Below are 16,915 nucleotides of genomic sequence, written 5' to 3' on the forward strand. Positions count from 1 at the left end.
CGCGGCGTCAGACCACCAGGGCCAACCACTTGCGGTACGCGGTGGCGAACGGCTCGGTGCCGTCGCCCAGGGCCCCGAACAGCCGTTGGGCCGCGGCCTCGGCCTCGGCCACCACGTCGTCCGGGTAGCCGAACCGGGCGCGGTGCTCGGCGAACTCGTCCTCGTCGAGCAGCTCCACCAGGCCGGTGGCCCGACGCCGGACGACGTCCAGATCTAGGTCGATCAGGTGGACGAGGTCGTCGGACTCCCAACGGGCCGGGGTCGTGATGTCGCAGTAGACCTCGCTGGTGCGGGGCGGGGGGTTGAACATGGCCGTCCACCAGGCGCGATGTGGCACCAGCAGCACGAACGGGATCTTCTCCACCGAGGGCCGGCCGTGGTAGACGGACTCGGTGCCCTCGGGCACGCCGAGCCAGATGCCGAGATCGTCCTCGGTGAGCCGGCGGGCCGGGTAGTCGCGGTGGGCGCTGCCGTCGTACTTGCGGTAGATCACGCGGACCATGTCGCTCGGCATGATTCGCACCCTAACCGATACTGCCCACGCCTCGTAGCGCGGCCGTAACCGGACGGCATCGCCCGCAACGCCCGGCCGGGTCGGCAGCGCGCCACGCGGCGGATGGGCGCGGCCGGTGTCGGCGGCGCCGGGTACCGTCGCACGGTGACTCCGCCCCGCACCGCCACCGGTTCCACCACCCCGTCGGCCCGTGCCAAGGGCCGGCGGCGGGGTGCCCGGCCCAGTGGCACGGAGCTGTTGGCGGCGGCGGTCGGCGCGGTGCCCGGCGGCGCGGAACGCCCCGGCCAGTTGCAGATGACCACGGCGATCGAGGAGTGCGTGGCCGGCGGCGAGCATCTGCTCGTGCAGGCGGGCACCGGCACCGGCAAGTCGCTGGCATACCTCGCGCCGGCGCTCACTGTGGACGGCCCGGTGGTGGTCTCCACCGCCACCCTGGCGTTGCAGTCCCAGCTGGTCGACCACGACCTGCCCCGGCTCGCCGACGCGGTCGAGCCGGTGCTCGGCCGGCGGCCCACCTTCGCCGTGCTCAAGGGCCGCCACCACTACCTCTGCCTGGCCCGACTGGACAACTCCACCGAGGAGGAGCCGGAGGACACCCTCTTCGACGCCCCCGCGGCGCGGCCCGGCGGCGGGACGAAGTGGCTCGGTGAGGCGGGCCGGTTGGGCAAGCAGGTCGAGCGGCTGCGGGACTGGGCCGAGAAGACCGCCACCGGCGACCGGGACGAGTTGGACCCAGGCGTCGATGACCAGGCCTGGCGGCTGGTGTCGATGCCGGCCCGCGAGTGCGTCGGCGCGACCCGTTGCCCGTTCGGGCAGGAGTGCTTCGCCGAGGCGTCCCGGGCCCGCGCCCGCGAGGCCGACATCGTGGTGACCAACCACAGCCTGCTCGCGGTCGACATGCTGGCCGACCGGCACATCGTGCCGCCGCACAAGCTGCTCATCGTCGACGAGGCGCACGAGCTGGCCGACCGGGTCTCCTCCGCGGCCCAGGCGGAGTTGGTGCCGGAGCTGATCGACCGGACCACCCGGCGGGCGCGTACGCTGCTGCGCCCGGAGACCGCCGAGGCGCTCACCGCCGCCGGTGACGCCCTCGCGGTCGGGCTGGCCGAGGCGCCCGCCGGGCGGATAACCGCGGGGTTGCCGACGCCACTGCGGGAGGCGTGCACGCTGCTCGACGCGGCGACCCGCGCCGCCCTGGACGCGATCGGCGACGTCAAGTCCGACGACCCCGACCCGGTCCGCAAGCAGCAGGCCAAGGCCGCCCTGGACGAGCTCTCCACCACCGCGCAGCGGCTGCTGGAGGAGGGCGACCACGACGTGGCCTGGGTGGAGAAGAACGACAGCGGCAGCCGCCGGGCGCTGGTGGTCGCGCCGCTGTCGGTGGCCGGCACCCTCGCCACCCATCTGTACGACGAGCGCACCGTCGTGGCCACCTCGGCGACCCTGGCGTTGGGCGGCCGGTTCGACACGGTCGCCCGCGCCCTCGGGCTGGACGCTCCACCGCCCGCCCCGCCGACCCCCGCCGCGGCCGCGCTGGCCGCCCGCACCGGGCCGGGCCGCCCGGCCGCCGAGACGCCGGGCCGTCGCCTCGCCGGCGATGTCACCCCGAACGCCGTCGTACCGGCCACCGAGGGCCCCGGATGGCGGTCACTCGACGTCGGTTCGCCGTTCGACTATGCCCGGCAGGGCATCCTGTACGTCGCCGCGCACCTCCCCCGCCCCAGCGTCTCCGGGCTGCCCGAGGCGGCCGGAGAGGAGCTGCTCGGGCTGGTCGAGGCGCTCGGTGGTCGTACTCTCGGGCTCTTCTCCTCCCGGCGGGCCGCGCAGCAGGCGGCGGAGCTGTTGCGCGCGCGGACCGACCTGCCGGTGTTGCTCCAGGGTGAGGAGGCGCTGCCGCTGCTGGTGCGTCGCTTCCGCGAGGAGCGCGCCAGCTGCCTGTTCGGGGTGATGTCGCTCTGGCAGGGGGTGGATGTGCCGGGTGACGCCTGTCAGCTCGTCGTCATCGACCGGCTGCCCTTCCCCCGCCCGGACGAACCGCTGGCGGCTGCCCGCGCGGCGGCCGTGGACGCGGGTGGCGGCTCCGGTTTCGCGGCGGTCAGCGTGCCGATCGCGGCGGTCCGGCTGGCTCAGGGGGTGGGCCGGCTGATCCGGGCGACCGGCGACCGGGGCGTGGTCGCGGTGCTCGACTCGCGGCTGGAGACGGCCCGAGGCTACGGGCCGTTCCTGCGCCGCTCGCTGCCCCCGTTCTGGTACACGACTCGTCCCGAGGTGGCCCGGGGCGCCCTGGAACGCCTGGCCAAGTCCTGACCTTCGGCCCAGGCGCCCCGGACGCGCGGGTCTAGGGGGCCTGGGAGGCGACGACCACGGCGTCGGGCGGGGTGTCCGGGACCCTTCGGGCGGCAAGCCGGCGGACCGCGGTGTTCAGCACCGCGATGAGCGGCACGGAGACCAGCGCGCCGGTGATGCCGGCGAGTACCACACCGGCGGCGATGCCGATGATCACCGCGAGCGGGTGCAGAGCGACCGCCCGTCCCATGATCAGCGGTTGCAGCACGTGCCCCTCGATCTGCTGTACGCCGATCACCGCACCAAGGATGATCAACGCGGTCACCGGGCCGCTGTCGACGAGGGCCACCAGCACCGCCACGCCGCCGGAGAGCGCCGCACCGACGATCGGGATGAACGCGCCGAGGAAGACCAGCGCGGCCAGCGGGAAGGCGAACGGGATGTCGAAGATGACCAGGAAGATGCCGATGCCGACCGCGTCGATGAAGGCGACCAGCACGGTCGCCCGGACGTAGGCGCCGAGCGTGTGCCAGGAGGCACGGCCGGCGTCGTCGACCTTCCACCGGGCGGCCACCGGCAGCAGCCGGACCAGGAAGCGCCAGATCCGATTGCCGTCGCGCAGGAAGAAGAACGTCGCGAAGAGCACCAGCAGCGTGCCGGTCAGCACCTCGGCCAGCGTCGCGGCGGTGCTCAGTGCGCCACTGGTGAGATTGGAGGTGTTCGAGTTGATCCAGGCCTGCGCCTCGTCGATGTAGCGGTCGAGCTGGGTGTCGGAGAGGTGCAGTGGGCCGGTCTTCAGCCAGTTCTGGATCTGCCGGACACCTTCCGACGACTTCTCGCTCAGCTCCGGTACGCCGCGAATGAACTCGTTGACCACCAGCGTCAGCGTGCCGATCACCGCGGCCAGGCCGCCGACCAACACCACCGCCGTCGCCAACGACCGGGGGAACCGGGCCCGCAGCAGCCAGCCCACCGCCGGGGCGAGCAGCGCGGAGAGCAGCAGCGCGATGGCCAGCGGAATGATCACGATCTTGATCCTGCTGACGATCATTAGCAGGGCCCAGGCCACCACGCCGATCACGATCAGTCGCCAGCACCACGCGGCGGCGATCCGCAGGCCGTGCGGAACGTCGGCGTCGTCCCGACTGGCGGTGGAGCTGTGCAGGTCCACCGGAGGTTCCGCGCCGTAGACCGTGGCGCTCGGCGGCGCGGTCGGCCCCGGTACGGCCGGCGACGCCACCCGGGCCGCCTCCGACGCGTCGTTCAGCGCCTCACCCGACGTGCCCTCGTCGGCACGCGCCGACTCCTGTCGTGACTGGTAGGCGCGGCGAAGCCGCCCGCGTACCCGCTCGAAGCGGCTCAAGCGCACCTCCTGGCAGAAGAACCCGGCCCGCCCACGGCGACAGGTCGGACAGCATACGTCCGTTCTCGACACCGTAGGGCAGTTCCGCCACACAATGCCCCGACCGTCTCCGGCGTAACCACCGGCCGGCCGCGGTCGGCCACACGGTAGCGTCTGCGGCGTGACCGCCGACAACGATCTCGACGCCGGCCTGCCGATCCGCCTGCTGCACGACCGTGTGCTGGTGCGGATGGAGGGCAGCGAAGGCGAACGCCGCTCCACCGCTGGCATCGTCATTCCGGCGACCGCCGCGGTCGGCAAGCGCCTCGCCTGGGCCACCGCGGTCGGGGTGGGGCCGAACGTCCGCGCCATCGTCTCCGGCGACCGGGTGCTCTTCGACCCGGACGACCGCTCCGAGGTCGAGCTGCACGGCCGCGGTTACGTGCTGCTGCGGGAGCGGGACGTGCACGCCGTGGCCGCCGAGCGGATCGAGAACGACTCGACCGGCCTCTACCTCTGACGCACCTCCCCCGGCCACCAGGCCCCGTCGCGCACCGTTTGCCCGGCCGCACGACGGGAAGCCATCCGGCGACCGTGGCCCTGGGGAGGGACGATGCCGGTATTCGTGAAGAAGCTGTTGACCTGGGGCAGTGTCGCGTTCCTGATCTACTTCATGGCCTTTCGGCCGGACGGCGCCGCGCAGATGTTCCGGGCGATCGGGGCCGCGCTGGTCGCGATGTTCCAGGGCCTCGGTGACTTTCTCACCTCGCTGATGACCTGAACCGCCAGGCGGCGACCGCCAGCCGTCAGGGGTGGGTCGGCGGCCAGGGCGGCGCCGGTCGCGGGCCGGGCCAGCCGGGTGGGGGGTACCCCACCGCCGCCGGGGCGGGGGCCAGCACCACCGGGATCGGCACCACCGGCTCGTCCGGCGCGTCCACCGGGCGCTCCGTGCCGTCCGGGAAGCGCAGGTGGTAGCGGCTGCCGTCCCAGACCCCCGCCGGGGCCTGCGGGTCCCGACCGACGAAGAACGACCGGTACGAGCTGATCGCGTCCAGCAACTCCCGCTCCTCACGGGCGGTCCGCTCCTGGTCGGCGGGCTTGCGGTCCAGGCCGCGCAGCGTCCCGTCGCGCAGCAGGGCCAGCCGGGTGGCGGCTGACTGGTATCCCCGCATCGCCCGCACCCCGGCGTCGCCAGCCACTCGCCGCGCCCAACTGCGGGCGGCGTGCCGCCTGCCGAGACTGCTCAGGGCGGCCACCTCGGGCGGGCTGAGCCAGCCGGCGCGTACGTAGTCGGGCAGGGCCCGCTCGGTGAGCCGGCCCTCCCAGGCACGCAGCCACAGCGCCAGCCCCACCGTGCCGAAGAAGACCGGCACCATGAGGCCCAGGAAGCCGTACAACATGATCATGGCTTCGCCGGTGGCCTGGGTCAGCGTGGGCAGCAGGTTCCACGTGCCGTGCAGCATCATCGCCAGCAGCAGGCCGGCGATCGGGGCGAGCACCCGGATGCGCCGGTCGGCCGTCCGGGAGGCGATACCCAGCCCCACACCGGTCATCGCGGTGAAAAGGGGATGGGCGAACCCGAACAGCAGGATCCGCAGGATGAAGATCGCGATGACCTGCTGGATGCCGGTCGCCGGGCCGTAGCGGTCGGCACCGGACGCGTACCCCAACCCGCCCAGGTAGAGGATGTTCTCCACCATCGCGAAGCCGACCGCGGCGAGCCCGCAGTAGACCAGGCCGTCGGTGATCCCCGACCACTCGCGGCGGCGGAACACCAGCAGCAGGATCGGGCCCAGCGCCTTGGTCAGTTCTTCGATGAACGGCGCCACCAGCACCCCGGTGAGCGCCGACGGCAGGCCCCAGTCGGCGAAACGGTTGGCCGCGAAGTCGTTCACCGTGAGCGAGGCGGCGGTGGAGACGAACGCCCCCCAGGCGAAGCAGAAGATCAGATACTTCAGCGGCTCGGGTTCGTACCGGTCCAACCAGAGGAAGCAGGCGACCAGCACCGGCACCGGCAGGATGGCGGCGACCACCCCGATCAGCAGGGCCTGCACACCGAGCGACTGGCCGAGCGTGAAGACCATGAACACCGCGCACGCCGCGATGAACAGCACCACCCCGGCCAGTACCAGGAACCGCCGCCAGCCCAGTCGCCGCAGCGGCATCCGGGGCGTCTCGGCCACGGGCGGGGCGGCGGGCACAGGCGGGGCGGCGGGCGACGACGGCAGCGGTGAACCGGGCGGGGTGTCGGCCATGCGGTCAGCGTAGCCATCCGCCGCCGGCTGGTTCGGTCGCATCGGTAGCCGCTATGCTGCCGGCAGGTCACGAGCGCCAGCGTCAAGCCCCGGCTTGCTGGCCGGCAACCCTCGTCGAGTTCGCGGTGGGGTGCCCCGGGTGATGACCGGGCCCAGCCCGATCGGTGTGCTGGGCAAGCGCGGACCCCGTCCCGATGTCGCACCCGGGGTCCCTGACCCGGGAGGTTCCGGCGTGTCCGTCACTCTCGTCCCCTCGCTGCCCAGCCTGCCCACCGTGCCGTCGGCGCCGTCCGCGCCGCTCGACGTCCTCGGCGTGCCCGGCGAGATCAACCTGGACTACGCGGCCACTGCGCCGTGCGCGCGGGCCGCCGCCGACGCCGTGGCTGAGCTGCTGCCCTGGTACGCCAGCGTGCATCGCGGAGCGGGGGCGCTGTCGCGACGCTGCACCCTGGCGTACGAGCAGGCCCGGCAGACGATCGGCGACTTCTTCGGCGCTCGCGCCGACGATCACGTGATCTTCACCCGTAACACGACGGACGCGCTCAACCTGTTGGCGCGGGCCGTGCCGGCCGGGACCACGGTGGTCACGTTCGCCGGCGAGCACCATGCCAACCTGCTGCCCTGGCCGCGCGGGTCGGTGCGGCTGCCGGTGCCCACCGACCCCGACGGGGCGGTACGCGACCTCGCCGCCGCCCTCACCGAGCTGCGCCGGGGCAGCAGTCCGGCGCTGCCGGTGCTGGTCGCGGTCACCGGTGCGAGCAATGTGACCGGCGAGCGGTGGCCGGTCGCCGAACTGGCGCGGGTGGCCCACCGGCACGGTGCCCGGATCGTGCTCGACGCCGCGCAACTGGCCCCGCACGCCCCGGTCGACCTGCCCACGCTCGACGTCGACTACCTGGCCGTGTCCGGCCACAAGCTGTACGCGCCGTTCGGCGCGGGCGTGCTGATCGGCCGGGCGGACTGGCTGGACACCGCCCCGCCGTACCTGGCCGGTGGTGGGGCCACCAGCCACGTCGGGCCGGCCACCCACGACGTGACCTGGGCGACCGGCCCGGCCCGACACGAGGGTGGCACCCCGAACCTGCTCGGCGCGGTCGCGCTGGCGGCGGTGTGCGCGGCGCTCGACGAGGCGGACCAAACTGCCGTGGCTGCCCACGAGCAGGACCTGCTGGCCCGGTTGCGGACCGGCCTCGCCGCCCTGCCGCACGTCGTCGAGCTGCGCACCTTCGGCCCGGACGCGCCCCGGGTCGGCATCGTCTCGTTCGTGGTCGCCGGACGGGACTCCGCCGAGGTGGCCGCGCGGCTGGCCGGCGAGCACCACATCGGCGTACGGGATGGGTTGTTCTGTGCCCACCCGCTGGCCCGGCGCCTGCTCACCGAGGCGGCCGGGCGTACCGGCCGGCGGGACCTGCCGCCCACCGCGCTCCGCGCCAGCATCGGGCTGGGCAGCACCGCCGCCCAGGTGGACCGGCTGCTCGCGGCGCTGGCCGAGCTGGGCTGAGGCCCGCCCGGCGGTGACCCGCGCTCAGCCGACCGGCGGGGCGGTAGGTGGCTTCGGGGTCTCGCCGGGCTCGGCGGGCTCACCGACCGGGCGCTCCTGCTCCCCGAAGGCGGTGCGGATCCACCGGTTCGCCTCCTCCTGCTCGATCCCGGAGGCGACCAGCAGGTCGCTCGCGGTGGTGCGGATCTGGGCGATCACCACGCTGCCGGAGAAGCCGACCCCGGCGCCGTATGCCCGGCCGGCCTCGCTGACCGCCCGCAGCGACCGTTCCCGGGCCTTCTCCGGCTCCTCGCCGGCGGCGAACTCGTGCTTGAGCAGCCGGACCGACTCGGCGAGGTGGCCGATCGCGTCCGGCATCGGATCGGGCACCGGTTCCTCGTCCTCGACCAGCGTGACGGACCGGCGGATCAGCGTGCCGCTGTTGCGCATCGCCCGGTCGATCGGGTCGGCCGCCTCCGCGTAGTGGGTCAGCTCGTCGCGGCGGTGCCAGCGGGCCGGGGAGAGGGTGGCGGTCTCCTTCGCCCCCTCGATCGCCTCGCCCAACGTGGCCAGTTCCTCCTTGTTGTTGCGCAGCCTCTCCAGTGCGCTCTGGATGGTGGCGCGGTCCCGGTCGCGCAGCCCGTCGGCGGTGGCGTCGAGCTGGGCGGCGAGCAGGTCCAGCGCGGGTCGGGCGGCACGGTTGATCACTCGGAGTGGGTTCAGTGGCAGCAACACCGCCGTGACCAGCAGCGCGATCCCACCGCCGAGGAACGCGTCGACGAAGCGGGGGATCTCCAGGTTCTGGGTCGACGGGCTCAGCGTCACGATCAGGACCGCCGTGGCCGCCGCCTGGATGACGATCGCCACGCTCGCCCCGGCGAAGATGGTGAGCAGGATCGCCACCGTGACCACCAGGCCGAGCTGCCACGCCCCGGTGCCGAGCAGGTAGATCAGGAGGTCGCCGATCGCCACCCCGATGCCCACCCCGACGATCAACTCCACGGTCCGACGGAACCGCTGGCCGACCGACGCGGCCAGGGTGCCGACCGCGGAGATCGGCGCGAAGACCGGTTGTGGGTTGCCGAGCACCGTGTGCGAGATCAGGTACGCGAGCCCGGCAGCCAGCCCGGCCTGCACGGCGAGTCCGCCGGCCATCCGTACCCGGTGCAGCCGGTCGTGCAGGGTGGCTCGACCGCGGTGGCGCAGCTGTTCGGTGGCTTCGGCGATCCGCGCGCCGTCGATGTCCACCAATCCCTCGCGCAGCGCGGTACGTCGCACCACTCGAGGTCGTTTGTCCCGGGCCACGGCCATGGGCGCGACTACCCGTGGTGGGCTCGCTGAATCCTCCCGTTCCGCGCGTCGCGGGCGGATGCGGCAGACTCGGGCGGTGGTTGATCTGCTGGACCGGTGGCGGGCGGCGGCCCGGGATGCCGGCGCGAGGTCCGATCCGAATACGACCCGGGCCGGGGAGAAGGTGATCGACCGGTGGCGAGAACCGCACCGGCACTATCACACGCTGGCCCATCTGACGGCGGTGCTCGATGTGGTGGACCAGCACGCCGACCTGGCCGGTCGGGCCGACCTGGTCCGGTTGGCGGCCTGGTTCCACGACGCGGTCTACGACCCCCGGGCCGCTGGCGACGCCAACGAACGGGACAGCGCCGCGCTGGCCGAGAGGGTGCTCGCCGGGCTCGGGGTGCCGGCGCCCGCGGTGGCCGAGGTGCGCCGGCTGGTGCTGCTCACCGCCGGGCACACGGTTGCGTCCGACGACCGGGACGGCGCGCTGCTCTGCGACGCGGACCTGTCCGTGCTGGCCGCGCCGCCGGCCCGCTACGAGCGTTACGCGGCGGCGATCCGTCGGGAGTACGCCCACGTGCCGGAGCCGGCCTTCCGGGCTGGGCGGGCCGCCGTGCTGACCGGCCTGCTGGCGCTGCCCGCGCTGTTCCGGCTGCCACCGCTGGCGAGCCGGTGGGAAGAGCCCGCCCGGGACAATGTGCGCCGCGAGCTGGCCGCGCTCACCGGGGAGCCGGAGAACGCGGGCTGACCAGGTGCTTCGGGCGCCGCAGGCCGGCGGCGCGGAGCAACCGGACCAGCTCCCGGCTCGGCACCACCTGGGCGCCGAGCCACACCGCCGCCGCGAACCGGTCGGCCGGAATGTCGTAGTGGTCCCGGTCGAAGCCGCGCCGGGGCGCGCCGAGCGCCTCGGCGAAGGCGTGCAGCTCGGCGTACGAGACGTCACTGATCAGGTGCGACCAGAGCCGACCGCGCCACGGCCAGGCCGGCCGGTCCAGGTAGAGCATGGTGCCCAAGTTATCCCGCCCAGTCGATCATGTTGATGATCGCCGGTCGGCGACCTAGCCTCGGCTGCATGGCCCCCACCGCGCTCCTCGACGACCTGCGCGCCGCGCTCGGTGACGACGCCGTGCTCACCGACCCGGACCTGCTGCGCATCCACCAGCGGGACGAGGCCGACCTGTGCGCCGCCGGCATCCCGCTGGTGGTGACCCGCCCGCGCAACACCGAGCAGGTGGTCGCCGTGGTCCAGGCCGCGGCGCGGCACGGCGTACCGGTGGTGCCGCAGGGCGCGCGGACCGGGTTGGCCGGCGCGGCGAACGCGGTGGACGGTGCCGTGGTGCTCAGCACCGTCGCGATGAACGAGATCCGGGAGATCGACCCGGTGAGCCGGATCGCGGTGGTCCAACCGGGGGTGGTCAACGCGGCGCTGGCCGGGGCGGTGGCCAAGCAGGGCCTCTGGTACCCGCCGGACCCCGGCTCCTGGGAGTCGTCCACGATCGGCGGCAACGTGGCCACCAACGCCGGCGGCATGTGCTGCGTGAAGTACGGCGTGACCACCGAGTACGTGCTCGGCCTGGAGGTGGTGCTCGCCTCCGGCGAGGTGCTGCGCACCGGCCGGCGTACGGCCAAGGGGGTGGCCGGCTACGACCTGACCCGGCTGTTCGTCGGTTCGGAGGGCACCCTCGGCGTGATCACCGAGGTGACCGTGGCGTTGCGGCCCGCCCCGGCCGACTCGCTGACCCTGGTGGCGGTCTTTGGATCCACCGCCACGGCCGGCGCGGCGGTGGCCGAGATCGCGGCTCGCGGGCTCACTCCCAGCCTGCTGGAGTTGCTGGACCAGACCCACCTGCGGGCGATCGAGGCGTACCAGCCGATGGGGTTGCGGACCGACGCGCAGGCCCTGTTGCTGGCCGCCGCCGACACCGGCTCCCGGGCGGCGGACGACCTGGCCGTGCTGGCCGAGGTGTGCGAGGCCGTCGGCGCCGACGAGGTCTACGCGGCCACCGACGCGGTGGAGGCGGCGGCGCTGCTCCAGGCCCGCCGGCTGGCCCACCCGGCCATGGAGAAGTTCGCGGCGGACGCCTACCCGGGCGGCAACGGCGGTCTGGTGATCGACGATGTGGCGGTGCCACGCGGCGCTCTCGCCGCGCTCCTGGACGGGGTCGCCCGGATCGCCGCCGAGTGCGAGGTGCCGATCGGCGTGGTGGGGCACGCCGGGGACGGCAACATGCACCCGAACATCGTGGTCGACCGGGCCGACCCGGCGAGCGTGGAGCGGGGCCGGCGGGCGTTCGACGAAATCATGCGGCTCGGCCTGGGCCTGGGCGGCACGTGCACCGGCGAGCACGGGGTGGGGCTGCTCAAGCGGGACTGGCTGGCCCGGGAGATCGGGCCGGTCGGCGTCCGGGTCCATCAGGCGATCAAGTCGGCGCTCGACCCGGCCGGCCTGCTCAACCCGGGCAAGGTGCTCTGACCGGCTGTGGTCAGCCCTTGACCTCGGCCGGGGTCGCCTGGGTGAGCAGCAGCAGGATCTCCCCGGCGACCGGGGTGAGCTCCTCGCCCGGGCAGTCCTGTGAGGTGATCAGCCCGGCCGAGGTGATGAGGCTGGACGTCAAGGCGTCGATGCAGGTGGTCCGGTACCGCCGGGCCTGATCGGTCTCGTCGGCCAGCGCCGGGTTGGCGAGCAGCACCTGAAGCCGATCGGTCAGCTCCGGTGCGAGGGTGCCCCGGGAGGTCACGCCGTCGCCGGCGCAGTCGATGCACTGCCACGCGCCGTTCCGCTCGACGCTCAGGGTGCGCATCGGCCCGTCTTCGCCGAGCCGCTGGAGCAGGCTGACCTGACCGGCGGCGACCGTGGTGGGGATTTCCAGCTGCGATCCGCCACCCGCCGTGCCGGCGGTCGGTTGCGCCACCGGGGTGCTCGGCTTGTCTCCGTCGAAGAGGGAGCACCCGGTCAGGGCGCCGACGAGCGCGACGGCGAGCAGGGGTACGAGCAGACGAGGGCGCGCGCGGGGTAGCACGCGCGGAAACCTACCCCACCGTAGGTAGCGTCCGAAACCACCATCCGGGCCGGTATCGATGGTTACCCATCGGTAACGTCGCAATTCGTCATCGAGCGGACGGGCGCAGCTCCGCCTGATCGTCGTCGCCGCCCCGGTCGGCCGCGTAACCCCGCACGTCCGGAGCGCCGAGCCGGGCCGCGTCCGCCGCCGCGTCGTCCGGCATCAACTGGGACTGCCGCTCCGCCTCCACCCGGGCGCGGTAGTGCTCGACCTCGCGAGCCCGGGTGGCCGCGTCCCAACCGAGCACCGCGCCCATCAGCTCGGCGGTGTGCTCCGCTGACTCCAGCCCGCGGTGGCTGGTCTCGAACGAGATCCGGGTCCGCCGGGTCAGCACGTCCTCCAGGTGCAGCGCGCCCTCGGCCCGCGCCGCGTAGGCGACCTCCGCCGCCAGATACTCCGGAGCACCGGCCAGCGGGGACGCCAGCAGTGGATCGGCGTCGACCAGCGCCAGCAGGTCCAGGGTGAGCGTGCCGTACCGCTCCAGCAGGTGCTCCACCACGCCCACCGGCACACCGTGCCGGCGAGCCAGGTCGGCCCGGTCCCGCCACATCGCCGGGTACCCGTCCGCGCCGAGCAGCGGCAGATCGGCGGTGCGCGACGAGCGGGCGCCACCGAGCCGGCGAGCGGCCCGGTCGACCACGTCGGACGCCATCACCCGGTACGTCGTGTACTTGCCGCCGGCGACCAGCAGCAGCCCGAGCATCGGCTCGAAGACCGCGTGTTCACGGGAGAGCTTCGAGGTCGAGTCCGCCTCGCCGGCCAGCAGCGGCCGCAACCCGGCGTACACCCCCTCGATGTCGGCGGTGGTCAGCGGCCGGTCCAGCACGGTGTTGACCTGCTGGAGGAGGTAGTCGATGTCGCGGGCCGAGGCGGCCGGGTGGGAGCGGTCCAGCCGCCAGTCGGTGTCCGTGGTGCCGATGATCCAGTGCCCGCCCCACGGGATGACGAAGAGCACCGAACTCGCCGTACGCAGGATGAGCCCCGTCTCGCCGGTGATCGCCGAGCGAGGCACCACCAGGTGCACCCCCTTGGAGGCGCGCACCCGGACGCCGGGCCGCAGCCCCACGTCGTTGAGCATCCGGGACATGTCGTCGCTCCACACGCCGGTGGCGGCGATGACGGTGCGGGCGTGCACCTCGAACTCCGCGTCCGGCGAGCCCGGCGCCGCCTCCAGGTCCCGGACCCGGACGCCGGTCACCTCGCGCGCCTGCCGGATCAACCCGACGGCGCGGGCACTGCTCACCACCGTGGCGCCGAGGCTGGCCGCGGTGCGGGCCAGGGTGACCACCAGCCGGGCGTCGTCGACCTGCCCGTCGTAGTAGCGGATCGCCCCGGCCAGCGCGTCGGCCCGCAAACTCGGGAAGATCCGCCGGGCACCCTCCCGGGTCAGATGACGGTGTAGGGGCATACCCCGGCCACCGCCGAAGACCCCGGCGAAGGCGTCGTACGCGGCCACCCCGGCGCCGTAGTACGAGCGGCGGAAGATCCGGGCCGGCAGGTCCCGCAGACCCCGGCCAGCCGGCAGCGGCACCATGATCGGCACCGGGCGTACCAGGTGCGGCGCGAGCCGGGTGGCCAGCAGGCCGCGCTCGGTGAGCGCCTCGTGGACCAGGTGGAACTCCAACTGCTCCAGGTAGCGCAGGCCGCCGTGGATGAGTTTGCTGGACCGGCTGGAGGTGCCGGCCGCGAGGTCACGCGCCTCGACCAGCGCCACCTTCAGGCCCCGGGAAGCAGCGTCCAGGGCGGCACCGGCTCCGGTCACCCCACCACCGATGACCAGCACGTCGAAGCGCTCGGCACGCAGTCGACGCAGGTCGGACGCACGGCGGACCGGTGAGAGCTGACCGGCGACGGATCGGGAGATATTGGGGTCGCGCACCCGTCCACCGTAACCGCCGTGCCACCGTGTCGACATTCGCCGCCTGCCCCGTACTGCACCTACCTGCTACGGGAGCGCTCACGACACGTCTCGCCACCCGCTTCGGACCGACAATCAGAGATCTTGGACAGTTTCCGTTAGCCGCTGACGGAAACTGTCCAAGATCTGCACGGTTCGTCGAAACCCCGGGACGCGACGGTCGGGTCGAAACCCTTCGTCGTAGTCGTAAGGTTCTCGGATGCAAGGTCAACCCGCGCAACCCGGACCCGGCGACCGCAACTCCCCGTGGCCGGTGGTCGCGGCCGTGCTGGTCGGCTGCTGGACGGTTGCGGTCACCGTGGGCACCCAGACCGGTGGTTGGCTCACCGATCAGGTGCTGTTGGGCTTCGGGCGGGACCGGATCGGCTGGCTCTGGCCGGTGCTCGGCCTGGCGACCGTCGTGGTGCTCGGCACGCCCGCCCTGCTGCTGGCCGTGCTGCCCCGGTCGGCCGCGGTCCGGGTCACCGGGCGGGCCTGGCTGATCGGGGCACTCGCTCTCGGCGTGCTCACACTGCTGCGGGTCGTGCCGCCGGTGCACCATGAGGCGTACCTCGCCGCGCTGACCGGTGCCGCGTTGCTCAGCGCACTCGCCGTGCGCTGGTCGGCGCGCCGGTGGGCGTACCCCGGGCTGGTTGGCTCGGTCGGCGGCCCGGCACCCGCCAGAGACGGCGACGCCACACGGCCCGAGGCCACCGCCGACGGCGACGCCACACGGCCCGAGGCCACCGGGAGCCCGAAGGCTGTCGAACCCCAGCGACGCCCGCACCGGCCGGGCCCGGTGCCGCTGCTCGCGGTCGCCGCCGGGTTGGCGCTGTTGCTGCCGTGGGCCTGGTTGGGCGCGCTCGGCGGCCTCCTGGAGACCGCACTCGCGCTGCTGGCGGCCGCCGCGCTCGGGGTGCTGGCCGCGACTCTGCTGGACGTCCCCTTCTGGTCCCCGTTCGCGGTGGGGCGACCGCCCCGGCCAGCTCGGCTGGTGCTGCTCGGCGGCCTGGTCGCCGGGGTGGCGCTGCTGCTGCTCGCGGCCGGGGCCGGCCAGTCCGGCGCCCAGTTGCCCGCGCTGCTGACCCTGCCACCGGTGGGTTTCGGGCTGGCCGCGCTCTGGGCCGCGACCTGGCGGGCCAGCGCCGACCCGGCCGAGGCCACCCGTGCCGGCCGGACCGCGACCGGCTGGCTCGTGGGCCTGGCCGCGCTCGGCCCACTGGCCTTCACCGACCCGGAGGAGATCACCCTGCTGCTGGTCGGCACCCGGGACGTCCCGTTCTGGGTGGCGGCCGCCGCCGGCGTCGGCCTCGCCGTCGCGGTCCTGGTGGCCATCGGGTACGCGGTGCTGCTCGCCCGGCCGACGGCACGCACCCCGAGCAGGCGGGTCGCCGCGGTGGCGGCCGTGGTGCTGCTGGTGGCGTTCGGCGTGGTCGACCTCGGCCCCGGCCAGCCGGGGCTGTACGGCGAGCGGCTGTTCGTGGTGCTGCGCGCCCAGGCCGACCTGCGCAATCTTCCGGCCGGCGCGCCGGGTCGGGCCGGCCGGGACGCCCGCGCGGCGGAGGTCTACCGGCGGCTGGTGACGACCGCCGAGCAGAGCCAGCGCGACCTGCTCCGGGGGGTGAACCGGCTGGGACTCGACCCGGTGTCGTACTACCTGGTCAACGCGGTCGAGGTGGACGGCGGCCCGGCGGTGCGGGCCTGGCTCGCCCGCCGACCGGAGGTGGCCCGCGTGCTGGTCAGCCAGCGCCTGCGCCCGCTGCCGGCTCCGGCCGGGCAGAACCGGGGCAGCGCGCCCAAGCCCACCGGCCCGGAGTGGAACATCCGCCAGATCGGCGCCGACCGGGTGTGGTCCCAACTCCGGGTCACCGGCACGGGCATCGTGGTCGGCAGCTCCGACTCGGGGGTGGACGGCACCCATCCGGCGCTACGAGCCGGGTTCCGGGGCGGCGACGACTCCTGGTACGACCCGTGGGACGACACCCGGAACCCCACCGACCAGGGCGGGCACGGCACCCACACGGTGGGCAGCGCGGTCGGGCGCGACGGCATCGGGGTGGCGCCGGACGCGCAGTGGGTGGGCTGCGTCAACCTGGACCGCAACCTCGGCAGCCCCGGGCACTACCTGGACTGTCTCCAGTTCATGCTGGCGCCCTTTCCGGCCGGCGGCGACCCGTTCACCGATGGCCGGCCGGAGCGCGCCCCGCAGGTGTTGACCAACTCGTGGGGCTGCCCGTCGATCGAGGGTTGCGACCAGCGGGTACTGCGGCCGGCCACCGCCGCCCTGGACGCCGCCGGGATCTTCGTGGTCGCCGCGGCCGGCAACACCGGCCCGTGGTGCGCGTCGATCGACGACCCGCCGGCCCCGTACGCGGACGTGCTGACCGTGGGCGCGGTGGACGCCCAGCGGCGGGTCGCCGAGTTCTCCTCGCGTGGGCCGGTGCCGGGCGGCCCGGGTAAGCCGGACGTGCTGGCACCGGGGGTGGGCGTGGTGTCGGCCATGCCGGGCGGCACGTACGCCGCGCTGGACGGCACGTCGATGGCGACCCCGCAGGTGGCCGGGGTGGTCGCGCTGATGTGGTCGGCGAACCCGGCGCTGGTCGGCGACGTGAGCCGGACCCGGCAGATTCTCCGGGACACCGCCACGGCGGCGACGCCCACCTATCGCTCCGACAGCCCCTCCGACGCCTGCGGTGCTCCCTCGAACGTCACCGGTGCCGGCCAGGTCGACGCCTACGCCGCCGTTCGCGCCGCCCAGCAGTAGGAAGGTTTCCTTCCTGAGG

13 protein-coding genes, 1 pseudogene and 1 riboswitch are annotated in these 16,915 nt (G+C 74.0%); of the genes and pseudogenes, 7 read left to right on the forward strand and 7 right to left on the reverse strand.

The genetic code is table 11. From position 1 onward, the window contains the following. Window positions 1-7: 7 nt before the first annotated feature. Entirely contained in the window at window positions 8-514 is a 507-nt protein-coding gene (locus AC5L30_RS12680; RefSeq protein WP_494867325.1) for a DUF402 domain-containing protein, read from the reverse strand. 102 nt (window positions 515-616) lie between these two features. Between AC5L30_RS12680 and AC5L30_RS12685 the strand changes: the two genes are divergently transcribed. Further along, complete coding sequence (locus tag AC5L30_RS12685) at window positions 617-2,821, forward strand: ATP-dependent DNA helicase (protein WP_494867326.1); 2,205 nt, start codon at window positions 617-619, stop codon at window positions 2,819-2,821. Window positions 2,822-2,852: 31 nt separating this feature from the next. On the opposite strand, the gene AC5L30_RS12690 is transcribed toward AC5L30_RS12685, so the two are convergent. Next, window positions 2,853-4,169, reverse strand: coding sequence for an AI-2E family transporter (locus AC5L30_RS12690; RefSeq protein WP_494867327.1), 1,317 nt, complete (start codon window positions 4,167-4,169; stop codon window positions 2,853-2,855). A 154-nt stretch (window positions 4,170-4,323) separates the two neighbouring features. Here AC5L30_RS12690 and AC5L30_RS12695 point away from each other — a divergent pair, with 154 nt between their 5' ends. Then, window positions 4,324-4,662, forward strand: a complete 339-nt coding sequence (locus AC5L30_RS12695) for a GroES family chaperonin (RefSeq protein ID WP_030327790.1) — start codon at window positions 4,324-4,326, stop codon at window positions 4,660-4,662. Window positions 4,663-4,755: 93 nt separating this feature from the next. Then, on the forward strand, window positions 4,756-4,923 hold the full coding sequence (locus AC5L30_RS12700; protein WP_494867329.1) for a hypothetical protein: 168 nt from the start codon (window positions 4,756-4,758) through the stop codon (window positions 4,921-4,923). Between the two features lie 6 nt (window positions 4,924-4,929). On the opposite strand, the pseudogene AC5L30_RS12705 reads toward AC5L30_RS12700, so the two are convergent. Further along, a pseudogene (locus AC5L30_RS12705) lies at window positions 4,930-6,439 on the reverse strand (PrsW family intramembrane metalloprotease); the annotation flags it as partial. 23 nt (window positions 6,440-6,462) lie between these two features. Then, window positions 6,463-6,583, forward strand: a riboswitch (SAM riboswitch). Between the two features lie 46 nt (window positions 6,584-6,629). Here AC5L30_RS12705 and AC5L30_RS12710 point away from each other — a divergent pair. Continuing rightward, the gene (locus AC5L30_RS12710) at window positions 6,630-7,898 is read left to right on the forward strand and encodes an aminotransferase class V-fold PLP-dependent enzyme (RefSeq protein ID WP_494867331.1); all 1,269 of its coding nucleotides are present in this window, start codon (window positions 6,630-6,632) and stop codon (window positions 7,896-7,898) included. A gap of 24 nt (window positions 7,899-7,922) precedes the next feature. Here AC5L30_RS12710 and AC5L30_RS12715 read toward each other — a convergent pair whose 3' ends face one another. Next, on the reverse strand, window positions 7,923-9,125 hold the full coding sequence (locus tag AC5L30_RS12715; RefSeq protein ID WP_494867666.1) for an FUSC family protein: 1,203 nt from the start codon (window positions 9,123-9,125) through the stop codon (window positions 7,923-7,925). A 139-nt stretch (window positions 9,126-9,264) separates the two neighbouring features. Here AC5L30_RS12715 and AC5L30_RS12720 point away from each other — a divergent pair, with 139 nt between their 5' ends. Next, window positions 9,265-9,921, forward strand: coding sequence for an HD domain-containing protein (locus AC5L30_RS12720; protein WP_494867333.1), 657 nt, complete (start codon window positions 9,265-9,267; stop codon window positions 9,919-9,921). Here AC5L30_RS12720 and AC5L30_RS12725 read toward each other — a convergent pair. Beyond that, the gene (locus AC5L30_RS12725) at window positions 9,893-10,177 is read right to left on the reverse strand and encodes a DUF4031 domain-containing protein (RefSeq protein ID WP_366629570.1); all 285 of its coding nucleotides are present in this window, start codon (window positions 10,175-10,177) and stop codon (window positions 9,893-9,895) included. The genes AC5L30_RS12720 and AC5L30_RS12725 overlap by 29 nt on opposite strands. A 68-nt stretch (window positions 10,178-10,245) precedes the next feature. Between AC5L30_RS12725 and AC5L30_RS12730 the strand changes: the two genes are divergently transcribed. Continuing rightward, window positions 10,246-11,646 (forward strand): FAD-binding oxidoreductase, encoded by a 1,401-nt coding sequence (locus AC5L30_RS12730; RefSeq protein ID WP_494867335.1) that lies wholly within the window; start codon window positions 10,246-10,248, stop codon window positions 11,644-11,646. 10 nt (window positions 11,647-11,656) lie between these two features. Here the strand turns inward: AC5L30_RS12730 and AC5L30_RS12735 are convergent, their stop codons facing one another. Together AC5L30_RS12735 and AC5L30_RS12740 are read right to left on the reverse strand one after the other, a co-directional pair. Next, window positions 11,657-12,193, reverse strand: coding sequence for a hypothetical protein (locus AC5L30_RS12735; RefSeq protein WP_494867336.1), 537 nt, complete (start codon window positions 12,191-12,193; stop codon window positions 11,657-11,659). Between the two features lie 88 nt (window positions 12,194-12,281). After that, entirely contained in the window at window positions 12,282-14,099 is a 1,818-nt protein-coding gene (locus tag AC5L30_RS12740; protein WP_494867668.1) for a glycerol-3-phosphate dehydrogenase/oxidase, read from the reverse strand. A gap of 253 nt (window positions 14,100-14,352) precedes the next feature. Here AC5L30_RS12740 and AC5L30_RS12745 point away from each other — a divergent pair, with 253 nt between their 5' ends. Next, window positions 14,353-16,896: a S8 family serine peptidase gene (locus tag AC5L30_RS12745; RefSeq protein WP_494867337.1), complete on the forward strand. Its 2,544-nt coding sequence runs from the start codon at window positions 14,353-14,355 to the stop codon at window positions 16,894-16,896. Window positions 16,897-16,915: the final 19 nt, after the last annotated feature.

Source organism: Micromonospora sp. BQ32 (genome assembly GCF_059358895.1).